The organism is Micromonospora sp. NPDC047548 (assembly GCF_040642975.1).
Lineage (GTDB): Bacteria > Actinomycetota > Actinomycetes > Mycobacteriales > Micromonosporaceae > Micromonospora.
The window spans coordinates 23,789-37,265 of the sequence record NZ_JBEYTI010000034.1; the positions used below are offsets into that span (position 1 = coordinate 23,789).

General features: G+C 70.1%; 1 protein-coding gene (only partly in view). It reads left to right on the forward strand.

From position 1 onward, the window contains the following. Window positions 1-13,477, forward strand: partial view of a hypothetical protein gene (locus ABZ807_RS25725; RefSeq protein ID WP_357163002.1) — the beginning only. It continues 15,542 nt past the right edge of the window; the window shows 13,477 of its 29,019 coding nt (coding positions 1-13,477); it begins with the start codon at window positions 1-3; its stop codon lies beyond the right edge, outside the window.

Genomic DNA, 13,477 nt, shown 5'->3' on the forward strand with positions numbered 1-13,477 from the left:
GTGGCGACGTTTTTGGCGGACTCGGCGCAGGATTTCGCGTTGGACACCGAGCAGACGAAGTACACGGTCACGATCGCGATGTTCCAGCAGGTCCTCGACATTTTCCTGGCGTTGTCGGCGGGGTTGACGGTTTTGGTGCCGTTCCACATCGGGATGGGTGGGCGGGTCGTTCGGGCGTTGATCCAGGGGTTGAAGGGGCGTACGCAGCAGCGGATCGCGAAGTTGGTGATCGAGGGTGTGGATGAGGGTTTGGAGGAGGTGTGGCAGTCCGGGCTGGGGCAGGCGGTCCAGTTCGCGGAGGGTAACCGGAAAAAGGTCGACGGGCAGGGGTTGGGGATCGACTTTGTCGCGGGGATTTTCGTCGGCTGGGTGGCCAGCGTGCTGCATTTGGGGGGTAAGAAGTGGGCGCCGAAGGCTACGGACTCGTCGGTCGGGCATGGGGTGCTGGACGGGTTGTCGGAGTTGCCGGTGGAGGCGGTCCTGTCGTCGATCATGGGGGCGGGGTTCAACCCGGGCGCCACGTTTGTCGCAGGGTTGATCGGCGGGGTGTCACAGAAGTGGGCCGAGATGATCGGCGGCGGGCACCGGCCACCAGGCGACGTCGACCACAGCCGCCCACCGTTGAAAGACGGACCCAACCTCACCAACGCCGGCACGGGCCCGGGTGATGGCGAGCAGTTGCCGGCGTACACGCCGGGGGCCAGCCCACCGGAGTACGCGTCACTGCCAGGCACGGTCCCGGCCGAGAACCCACCCGGGTACACCACCCCACCGGGCCAACCCCCCCACAGCACCAACCCCAACGGCACCGGCCCCACCACCACCGGCCCGAACGACACCACGCTTCCCGGGACGTCCACCGGGAACGGCACGACCAACGCCACTGGCCCGGTCACGACCGACGGTGCTGACCCGCTGACGTCCAACGGCGCCACCACCCTGGGTGGCGGCGGGACCGCGAACGGCACTCCCATCCCGGCCACCAGCACCGGTACCGACGCGACGACCCCACCGGGCACGAGCACCGGAACGTCAACCGTCAACGGCGGTGGCACGCCGACCTCGGCCGACAAGTCCAGCACCGTCACCGGCCAACCGACCACCTCCACCAGCACGATCGGGTCGACCCCGACCAGCAGCCAGAACCTCAGCACCGTCGGCACCCCACCCACCCTGACCGTCACCGTCGACGATCCCACCGCCACCACCGCGAACACCACCACAGCAACCGCTTCGCCCAGCACCACGGCACAGACCGCAACCCCGAACACCGCCACCACCACCGCCACCACCACCGCCACCACCACCGCCACCACCACCGCCACCACCACCGCCACCACCACCGCCACCACCACCGCCACCGCCACCGCCACCGCCGCCACCACCACCACCGGCACCAACACCGCGCCGACCACCGCAACGCAAGCCGCCACCACCCCGGTCGCAAGCGCGACAACCGCCGCCGATCCGACCAACCCCGCAACCAAGGCCCCAGCGACCGGCAGCAGCCCGACCGAAACCACCCCGCCACCGGCAACCGAACCCACCACGAGCATCGAGGTCGCCACCCCGATCACCGTCGCCCCACCGGCCGCCCCCACGCTGGCAACCACCGCACCGACCAACGCGACAACCGTTGCCCCGCTCGGGCCGAGCAGGGTCGTCGGGCCACCGCGACCAGGTACGCCCACGTCGAACGCCAGCGTCGATCCGCCGGTCGAGCGTCCGGCCGCGTCCACGCAGGCCGCCTCCGCAGCAGCAGACAGACCGGTCACGACCAGTGTCGAGTCGCCGGTAGCACCGCAGCAGGCCCAGGACGTGGATGACGGTCAGCCTGTTCGTCTCGCCCTCGCCCAGGCCGATAACAACGAGCCCGGACCGGTGCGGGCGCGCCCCGTGCCTTCAGGAATCTCGCTGCTGCCCGCCGCCGACGAGGCCAGCCAGTCCCACGCGGAAGCGTTCGCTCCGCACAAAGACCACTTCCATGTCTTCGCACATGGCACCGAAGACGCAATCGAGGTCGACGGGCGCCGGATCGACCCGCAGCAGTTGGCAACCCTGATTCGCGAGGAGTCCACCTGGGACGGCCGCACCGTCGTTCTCGTCGCGTGTGACACGGGTGCCAGCCCGACTTCCGGCTTCGCCGCGGGCCTCGCACGTGAGCTGCCTGGCGTTACCGTCATCGCACCCAGCGGCACCGCGTGGACCACGCCCGACGGCCGCGCCGTCGTGGCCCCGACCGCCTTTGACAACGACGGCCGTCCCCGCCTGGCATCCACCCCCGGCGATCAATGGCAGGCAATCACCGCAAGCGCGAAATCCGGCCCCAACTCCGCTGTGCAGGTCGCCTCCCTCGGACCAGTGCTACCCCTGATCCCGCCCCATTCGACCGCCCGTACGCCGTACCGGCAGTCCGTGGCCTGGACCGCCGGAGTCGGTTCGCGGCGGACCGTGCCCCCACCGGCCAACGGCGCGACGTCAGCCGACCCGGACCCGCAGACCGACCCCGTCGCGGATCAGACCATCGGGGTTCCGGTGGCTGGGCTGCGGCGCCTGTTCGAGCACCTGGCCAGTGACGACCGGAGTGGCGGAAGTCCGAGCGCCGACTACGGCCGGGAGCAGGCGCGAAACGCCATCGCTTTCGCCGACGAATGGTCGCAGGAGTACTCGGCTCAGCGCGGTCGTGTCCGGCCCGAGACGGAGCACCAGCTCGAGGTGGACGCCGTGGCCGGGTTCGTGGCTCTGGTCTACACGCAGACCGCCGCGCTCGCTGCGGGCTGGCACAACCTTGCCGGCGATCAGGTCACCGACCACGCGGCCGTCGCATCACGAACGGCGCTGTTCGCGATCCAGGCCGCGTTGCCGCCGCAGGTGCGTGCCTGGATGCAGGTCCACGCCCAACAGCTGAGCAACGACCTGTTCCGCCACTACCTGGAGCAGAACGGGCAGTGGTTGCGAGAGCAGGGCTACCAGGGCAGCGACGGGGTCGCCGGAATGCCGTTGCTTGGCCCAGGCGAGACGCGCACCATTGAGCAGTACGTCGCCGGGGCCTTCGGCGCGTCCGACGAGCGCATCGATCAACATCAGGCGATGGGCATCGACGTCAGCCCGACCAGTCTGGCCGCCGGTTCGGACGGAATGTCGCTCGTGGTCGTGCAGCTGCCGACCCGCGGCAGTGACCTGCTCCAGCAGCGGAACCGGGACCTGACCGGCTGGGCGACCTCGCTCACGCAGGAGATCCAGCAGGCCGAGTCGCAGGCGCGTGCGGACAGACTGAAGAAACTGGCGGATGCACTGCGGGTTCTGCGCGAATGGCCGGGCGCCGGGCGGCAGACCCCGACAACCGCCCGGTTGCAGGCCGTTGACGCTGCCGTGGCCGCGTACCACCAAGGCGGCGACTTCGACCAGTGGCGGCAGGCGCTGATCGGCATTCACGAGACGATCACCGCGTCCAGGGACGGTGAAGCCGGCTCTTCGGCCGAGCGGCAAGCCATCGCCGATCTTGATACTGCGGTCGCGGTGATGCTCGATCAAGCCACCAGCAGTCCCACCCCCGCCGGCCCGGCTACGGCTGACGAAGTGGCCGAGTCGCAGGCACGTGAGGAGAGACTGAAGAAACTGTCGGACGCGCAGCGGGAGCTGCGTGATTGGCCGGGCGGTGGACCGAGGACGTTGAGGTCGGCCAAGTTGCGGGCTGTCGACGCTGCCGTGGCCGCGTACCACCAGAGCGGCACGGTCGACGAATGGCGGCGGGCGCTGGTCCGCATGGACGAGGCGATCAACACGTGGATGAGCAGCAAGGTCAGCTCCTCGATCCACCGGCCACACGTACTCAGGCTGCAGACCGCCGTCACGGTCATGCTCGGCCAAACGCCCGTTGATAACGCGACGGCCGACGCGTCGGATGCGCCTGCGGACAACTCGGAGGAACCGGCGAATGCGCAGCGGGTGTTGCGTGACTGGCCGGGCGGTGGACCGAGGACGCTGAGACCGGCCAAGTTGCGGGCCATCGATGCGGCCGTCGCCGCGTACCGCGACACGCATGATCTCGACCAGCGGCGTCAAGCGCTGGCTCGTATCGACGAGGCGATCACGGCGTGGACGGGCGGCACAGTCGGCTCGTCGAACCAGCGGCCGGACGTTGCCCGGCTGCAGTCCGTGGTCAAAACCATGCTCGGGCCCGCAGCGGAAACGGTCGCGGCGGGTGAGCCGGCCAGCGCACCGGTCCGGCCCCGGCCCGGCGATGACCGGCGCCGGTTGCGAGCGGTCATGCGTCAGTGGCGGCGTCAGTCGCGGCTGCCCGGTAAGCCGCGTTCGCGATATCTGCGGGCGGTCGACGCCGCGGTGGCCAAGTATCGGACGGCGCGGACCTCCGATGAGCGGCGGCGGATTCTGGCTGACATCGAGCTGGCGATCGCGAAGTGGCAGGACGTCAAGCGAGGCAAGTCAGCCCGTTGGGATGCGGTCAACGAGTTGCTGGACGTCGTCGCCACCCGGCTGGACCGCTCTGCTCCCGCAGACGCGTCGTCGACGGCGGATGCTCAAACACCCGGCACGCAGACAGATCCTGAACAGGCGAGGTTGGTGCTGCGTCAGTGGCGGCAGCTGTCGCAGCGGCCCGGTGTGTCGCGTTCCTGGGACTTGCGGGCCATCGACGCCACGGTCGCGCGGTTTGAGAAAGCCGAGTCCGCCGAGCAGGAGCAGCGGGCTCTGACCCAGCTCAAGCGGGCGATCACCGCTTGGCAGGCTGCCGCGCGGGGCAACGCGGCCCGCTCGGACGTCGTGAACGTCTTGCGGGACGCGGTCAATGACCTGCAGAACCAGCCGTCCGAGGCGAACATGTCGGCTACCGCACCGCAAGCGTCCGACCCGGCGAACGCGGCTTCGACGCCGCCGGCCACGACGGCCGACCCGGCGCCGGCAGCGGCGGTGGCGGAGATCGGCCATGCGCTGGTGCGTACGGCGATCGGCATCGACACGGCGATGGAGGAGGACGACGGCCATCGGTATCCGGCGCGGCCGGGGTTGTCGTCGTTGACGGATCTGGTGTCGTACGCGAACGATCCGGCCCGACGAAATCGGCCGGAAGACCGCGTCGGGTTCGCGCGCACCACGGCCGATGAGGTACGCCGGGCCCTGGCACAGGCCGGTCCGGGCAGCCGTGGATTCGTCGTGGCCGCTGGCCAACCGGAAACGATTCTGAACGTCTCTCAGATGGATACGGAGACGGTGTTCGTCCATGGGCAGGCCGGTGTCGAGGTCACCGTGGACGATGCCACGCCCGTGTGGTTCCTGCCGACCACCGGCGGAATTGCTCCCGTCACCGGCGGTGGCCGGGCCTGGCGATCCGACGCCAGCCCGGCCCTCGCCGAGCGTGTGATCATGAGATGGCCGACCCGGCAGGCAGACCGCCCGCCGGAGTGGATCGAGGCTGACGAGCACCTGCACGCCTTCCAACAGGCTGCCACCCTGCAGCAGCGGCAGAATGCCCTGGCCGGGCTCGGCGCGGCGATCTCTGCCTGGCAGATGAAGCAGCTGACGGCCGGCGCCAGCTGGACCAATGCGCAGTCGCGGCTGTGGCGGCAGATCAGCAATCTGCAGCAGTCGGTCGCGCTGCTGCTACCCGCGTTCGCCAGCGTCGACATCACCGCCTCCGGTGTCACGCTGCTGGCCGCCACCGACCCGGACCGGGGGCGCGCCGACATCTATCCCGCCCACCCCGCCCGGTACATGGTCTTCGCCTACGGTGGTTCCGGCGGGACCGTCTGGGCCGATGGCCGACGCATCTCCCCGCAGGAATTGGCCGCGATCGTCCGCGCCGACCCGCGGGCCGAGCACCGGCTCGTGGTGCTGGCCGCCGCCGGCACCGGCGCCGATCCTGACGACGGGTACGCCGCACAGCTGGCCCGGCTCCTGCCCGATGTCAACGTCGTCGCCCCCACCGGCGGCATCCGGACCACTCCCGACGACGACATCATGGTCGATGCGCCCACCTCGGATGGCGAACCGGCGGCAAACTGGAGAGTCTTCCGGTCCCAGGTGGAACCCGACCGCGGCCGAATCCCCGGCGCCGGCCGCCTCCAGGTCGACGAGTTCGGCAACACACTGCTCGCTCCCAACCCGTTCGAGGTCGCCGAGTATGCCGCCACTGCGGCCGCGCCCGCCCCGGAGCCGCCGCCATCACCTTCGGCTGAAAACGCAGACGACACACCGGCCAGTCCAGAACCAGCCAGTCCGGAAGCAGAGCAGTCCCCGGCGGAACAGACGCCGGACGTCGAGGAGCACGCGATCGCGGTGCTGCACGGCGTCCAGCGGGCCGCGACCGACCTGATGCGGGAGATCGACGGCCTACCGGGCCTGTTCGCCGACCCGGATGACGACCTCCGGTTCGGTGAGGTCGAAGCTCGACCGGTTCTCTTGGCGGACGGTAGCGACGTCCGCAGCATCCATATCGTCCAGGAAGGCGTCGAAGCCATCGGCGACGTCGAGGATGTCGACGCCGGCGACGACATTCAGCAGGCGGCGCTCGCCGTGCTGCAGGAGTTCGACGGCGGTCCTCGCCCGTTCTCCGCCGAGGAGGACGACGGTGTCCGGTCCGGGCGGGTCCAACCCCACCCTGTTCAGACAGAGCAGGCCAGCGACGTCCAGAGCGTCCACATCGTCTACGAAGACGCCGGCGACGTGGACGCGGAAGCCGTTGACGCCGCCGCCGACGTGGATGACCTGTCGGGTGAGCGGTTGCTGTTGTCGCCGGACGAGTTGGCTGCGGCCGACGATGCCGACGACCTGTCGGGTGAGCGGTTGCTGTTGTCGCCGGACGATTTGGCTGCGGCTGACACTCTCGACTACCTGGATGACCTGGCAAATCCGTTCGCCGAATCGCCGGACGAGACCGCCGCGTCAGCTGGGCGGATCGAGGATGTCGCGGCGGACGTGGTCCGATCGGCCGAGGACGTGGACGAGGCCGCGCGGCAGGCCCAGACGCTGATCGCCTACGCGTCCGCCAGCCTGGACGGTTACCTTGGTGAAGCTCAAGCGGCTCTGGCACGGGCCCGCTTCGTGCAGGCTGACCTCGCCTTTCAGGTCAAAACGAACCGGAACCGGCTGGCCCGGGCCGAACGAGCCGACAACCGGACCACCGACAGCCGCGATCAGATCACCGATCTGACCCGGTTCATGCTCGACACCCAGTCCGAGAGTGATGTGGCGCGCGCGCTGGCGCAGGATCTCCAGCAGGAGAGCACGACCGAGGCCGAGGCGGCCACCCAGGCGCTCCTCAGCGCGTCGGACGCCGTTGCGGACATCACTGCCACCGCCGAACGTGCCCAACGGATCCACGATCAGATAGCCGCCGCCGTCGACCGGCTTCAGGACGCCCGGACCGAGATCACCGTTCTCGCCGACCACGTCGCGCTACAGATCGCCCTCGCCGATTCCGCCCGCGCGGCGGCCCGACCCGTCGCCACCCTCCCATCCGGCTCCGGCCTCGATCACCTCAGCGCCACCCACCAGGCCCTGATCACGGTCGCCAGCGGTACTGAGGAACTGCGTCAGGCCGTCCAATCGACGGTGGACCAGGCGGCGCAGACCGTCACCGACGCTCAGCTGTCCGCCCTGGAGACCGCCGATCACCTGCGGCAGCTGCAGCAACACGCGCGGCACGCGGACACCGCCGCACACGAGGTTTCCCGGCACGCCCAGACCACGCACGAAGCGGCCGCTCGCGCCGCTCAGCTTCTCACGCGAGTTCGGACAGCGCTCCAGCCCACCGGCACCAGGCGCCCGGTCACCGCCACCGGCCGGGAGCTCGTACGGCGCGTGCCGGCGGGGATGTCCCTGCTCTCCGCCTCGGATGAGGTGAACCAGGCACACGCGGAGGCGGTGGGCGAATATGACGATCGCTACCACGTGTTCGCCCACGGAAACGAGGACGCCCTGGAGGCCGACGGCCACCGGATGGACGCCGCTCAGCTGGCTGACCTCATCAGGGGGGACTCCGCCTGGCGCCAACGGCCCGTCGTCTTGGTGGCCTGCGACACCGGCGCCGACACCACCGACGGTTTTGCCGCGAAACTCGCCCGCGAGCTGCCGGGTACCACCGTCATCGCGCCCAGCGGCACCGCATGGACCACCCCCGACGGCCGCGCCGTCGTCGCTCCGGCAACCTACGACGAACACGGCCGCCCCCACCTGAAACCCGCGACCGGCGACCAATGGCGGATCTTCACCGCCAACGCGAACCCCGACCCCGACACCGACACCGACACCGACACCGACACCGACACCGACACCGACACCGACACCGACACGAGTGTGGAGATCACGACCCTCGGACCAGAGCTACCCCTGATCCTGGCCGACCCAACGGCACCAGCCCCATACGAGCATGCCGTCTCGTGGAACCCACAACACCGCTCAACCACCGCCGATGCCCAGTCCGACCTCGGGCTCGACACGCCCGCCCCGCAACCCGACGCGGCCCAGGATCCGGTGACGGTCTTCATGATGCAGCCGGGCGGCTCGGGCGGGCCGTCCCGCCACCACGACACGGCGAGCGACACCAGTTCGGTCAGCGAAGCGAGCAGTTTCCGCAACGCCGACGTCACCCTGGGCAAGCAGTCACCTCAGAGGTTGACAAAGCTCCGCAAGGACGCCGCGGTGATCGTCCAACAGCACCAGACGATCGCCGCCGGCACCGAGGTTCACCTCGCCGCGATCGATGAGGTTGCCGCCGCTTTGCATCGGGGCGGCGAGAATCATGCGGAGGCCGTCGCGACCGAGCTCGCCGGAGATCCGTCGGTCCTGGCGGAGGCGGCCGCGTCGGGCCGACCGGGTCGGTCGCCCAGCGCGGTGGACGGCGGACGTATAGGGCCGGAACGCGATCTGCCCGGCGACGGATGGACATACATCGGGGAGGGCTTTTTCCACGAGGACAGTCGCGTCCTCATCACTCTCGATGGACAGCTCCACGAGATCGACGCCTCGGCACCTGTCCCGCAGGGCGTACCGGCGACCTTGACGGGCTCCGACATGTTCGGCGTCGACTTCGCCACCGGGGACGATGTTTTGGCGGTCCATATCCCGTTCGCCGCCGAGGTGTCGCATCACGTCGTTCATACGGGCGTCGGTCCGCTGCTCATCCGCGATGATGCGCCGCTGCCAGATCTCAACGGCATACCGACCGTGCCGGGCCGGGTCACGCTCCATGTGGATTCTTCGGTCACCGATCCAGCGGTGATCCGGCAAACGCTGGCGGAGATGACCGACAGCCGGGTGCTCGTCCGGCTGCTGGATCCGCAACCCATGAGCGCACAGGAGGCGGTCGACTTCGCGGCCCAGGTCCTGAACGGACATGCCCAGCGCGGCCCGGTCGTCATTCCCGCCGACCGGTTGGACATGACCGTTTCCCACGATTGGATCATCCCCGTCGACCGGAACCGCCGCGTCACGCTCCCCGAGTTCGCGCACGAGTTCCACGCGTACCCCGGCGATTGGCCCGCACCACCGGCCCGTCCGCCGTCCGGCACGACGCTCACCTCGACGCGCGGGGTCTTCGAGATGGGCGACGGCTGGGTCATCCAGCAGACCTCGCACGGGGTCTTCGTGCACCCCCGAAACGCGCCGCCCCGGCTGCTCGGTGTCGGCACGCCATCTGACAGCGCGCGCGTCACGGTCGGCGCGCCCGGTCACGTCGTCCCCGACCGCGTGCGGCAGTACGTGGCCACGCTGCTCGACAACCTTCCCGGCGCGCGCCCTCGCGACGTCCACGTGCACGACACGCAGACGTGGCAGCTCTGGCTCCACCAGGACACCGTCGGCCCCGGCGTCCTGCACGAGGGCGCCATCTATCTGGGGCACGCCCCTCAGGGCAGCCTGCCGCCGCCGCGCGGCACCGTCCGGCTCATCCACGGCCCCGACGCCGATGTCGCCGCATACCTGAGCGGCCTGCCGCCCCAGGTGGCCCGGCACATCGTGCTCGACCCCGGCCCGGCCCGTGGGGATCTCACGCTCTCCGACGCGATAAATCTCGCCCAAGAACACCAATTGCCGGTACGCGTCGATCCTGCGCTCGTGATCGGCCCGTTGCCGGAAGGCGTACACGCGGTTCCGGTATCGGCCAACGGGCGGCTGACCTTCGCGCCGTTCGTGGACGGGTACCACATCGTGCCGCCCGGCGGGCAGCTGCCGCAGCACAATCCGGCAGGACTGCCGTCCGTCCCGGGGCCGCGCGAGATGTACCGGATGGCCGGCGGCTGGATCCTCGACGTGCTGCCGAACGGCCTGTGGGTACGCCCCGCCGACACGCCATCGGGGGCGATCACGGCGATGGAGCAGAGCCCGACCGCTCCAGGCCGCCATTCCCTGATCGTCGGCATTGACGGGGTCACCGTTCCAGCCGCCGTGCGCAGGCAGGTCGACGATCTCGTGAACCGCCTCCCGCAGGACGTCCGGGATCGGCTGGTTGTCGAGCAGGTGAGCCCGCGTCCGGCCGCACCGCCGCCGCGCCCGAGGCGTCCCCGGACGCAGCCCGGTCGGCAGGTCTTCCGTTACGACACCACAACCGGCCGCCTGGATCTCGTGACGTTCGCCCAGCGCGGCGAGTTCCGTGGCGCCGGGCAAACCCTCGGCGGTGGCGCGCCACGGACGGAACCCGCCTCGACGCAGACCCGGTACACGTACTTCGCCGCCGATCTGGAATCGTCGCGGCTGACGCAGGTGCACCCCGAGTCGGCGGACGCTGTGCACGCCACCGAGATGGCCACCGGCATCTCCGAGCGTGGGCACGTGCTGCTGGCCTACGACTGGAGCACGCAGCGCTGGAGCACGACGAGCATCGGCTCCGGGCCGGCGGATGCCGTGTCGCCGGCGAACCCACCGATGCAGCTGCTGCGCAAGGACGATTCCGGCGCCATCGATCTCGTTACGTTCATCGGCGAGCCGGTCGCGGTGCCGCAGCCGAGCGGGTATCAGTACCGCACGATCGACGGCGAGCAGTCGACGTGGCAGCCGGGCCGTTTCGAGGGCAGCATCATGGTCGATCACCTCGGCGGCCCTGGGCAGAAGGCGGTCCTCGCGCGCGATCCCGCCACGGGTGCCTGGCTTTCTGTTCCCTCGTCCGAGACATCGACCCAGCCGAAGCCGCCACCCAGCGGGAAGGCGACCAACGGCGGGGACCCGCACCCCGTCACCGGTACGCCCGAGCCACCGGCCTTCGTCTCCTATTTCCGCTTCGACGAGTCGGCGAATCTCGTGCCGGTCCCGGTACGCGGCAACCACGTCGATGTCGCCGAGGTCGATCTGTCCACGGGCGACGTCGAGCGCAGCACGTTGGTGCCCAACACGGCCACGCAGGGCCGGCTGACCTACTCCACTGAGGGGTACCTGACCACGCCGCAGGAGGGTACGCCCGGCCGTCTCACGCACGACCCCGTGACGGGTCGGATCGTCAAGCATGAGTCGCCCGTCAGCAGCCAGGGTTCCTCAAGCAGTGGCTCAGGGGCGGGCGCCGCCAAGGGCGGGGGCGGAGTCGGCTTCCGGAGCAAGGGCGGCGCGGCGATCGTCCGGACGACGAAGACAACTTCGCTGATCAAGGAGCCTCCGCCTCCGAGGCACTCCTCGCTCATCCGCGACAACCATTTCCAGCGTGCCCGCAACGACCTCGCCCGGCTGGACCAGCAGGCGCAGTTGCGGCCCAACGCCGAGCGCAGCGCGACCGAACGTCAGGCCGCCATCGATCAGGCGCTCGCCGAGGCGACCCAGGTCACCAATCAGCAGCAGATCGACACGCGTCCGGCCGCTACGCAGCTGGTCTCCGCGATGCGATCCGTGGTTCTGGCCAAGGCCAATGGCGAGCTGACCCACGAGTCCCGCCAGTACGCCCTCGAGCAGCTGTTTGCCCGGCGCGGCCTGCCGGCGATGACGCTCACCGCGGAGCAGCATGCGGCAGCGGACGCGGTCATCGAACAGCGCCTCGACTTGCTGAACAGTGCCTGGGAGCGGCTTCAGGACGATCCCGAGACCCACCTCACCCCTGCCGGGCAGCAAGCGATCCGCGACGCACACGGCGATCCGCGCATACCGCAGCACCTGGAGCTGACGCAGGATCAGCATCAGCAGGCTGCGGCGGACGAGGTGGCGCAGCGCAACCGGCGCCGCGAACTTCTCCTTCAGGAGATCGGCGAGCCGGTGCCGCAGACCTTGACCGAGGCGGGTCCCGAGCCCGTCCTCGCCCCGCCGACCGCGATCGCGGCCATCGACGCCTTCCACCTTTTCCTGTACTCCCATCGCGGTACGCAGGCCAGCACGCTGCCGACGGCCGAGCGGACATGGCAGCGGCTGACCGGGCCCGTCCACGACTCCGGCTCGGCGCGGACGCCCTTGCCCATCCTGAGTTCGGCGATACCAGCCGGCGCAACCGATGCGGTCGGTGGTACATCGCTTAATCTTGTCTGGGAACATCGGGCCGGACAGCACCAGCTCGGCGAGGCGGCCCTGAATATCCTGAACGACCGGGGCCTGCACGTGGTGGCGGCCATGCCCGGCGACGGGCCCTTCACGCTCGTCGCGAGCACGGCCGTCCATCACGGAGCGATCGGTCTGCTTTCCGCGCTGGAAAGCACGGCGGCGACGTGGGCGCAGACGCTCGCGGGCATGGTGCTCGCGGATCGGGCGCGGGGCAACGGCGACTGGCCGCTGCTGGGCCTGACGCGACCCGACGACGAGACCGTGACGAGCGTGCTGACCTGGCTGTCGGAGGGCCTTCCGCCCGACCGGGTGCCGCGGGCGGTGCTCGGCGACGCGGCCTCCGGCGCAGAGGTGGTGGTACGCCTCACCGCCCACCTGCTGGGCCACCCCGTCGATCTGATCCGCGCCGACGGCACGCAGGTGCCCCTGGGACCGAGGAACGACCTGACGCCGATCGTCGTGGTGGAGTCGCAGACGAGCGAGTTCCTTGCCACCGTGCCGTTCGCGCATGTCCCGTCGGTGATGGCCGCGAACGGGGGCACGCGCATCATCGCGCCGACCGGGCCCGATGGTGTCCAGGGCGACGCGCACCTCTTCCGTCACCTGGGACAGTTCCTCAACGACCTGGCCGGAGGGCACACCGTTCCGCCGTCGAGCGTCCTCACGGAGAACCTCCGCGACGCACTGCTGGGCGATCCCGCTGCGGGGCAGGGCATCGTCGGGCACCTGGGCACGGTCGGGAACGCGAACGCGCCGTTCGTGCCGGAACCCTTCACCAGTGATACGCCCGTGACCGAGTTTCAGGCGGAGGCACTGGCGTCGCGCGGTCTGGCTGTGGTGGACAACGCCGGCGGGTCCATCTTCGAGGCTTTGCGGGACGCCGGCACGCATGCCAACTCCCGGCTGCGGGGCCTTGCCGAGCAGAGTCCCGCCGACATCCGTGCGGGACTCGCCGGGCTCCTCCTGGCCGATGTCGCCCTCGCGGGAACCTCCTGGCCGCTGCTCAACGCCG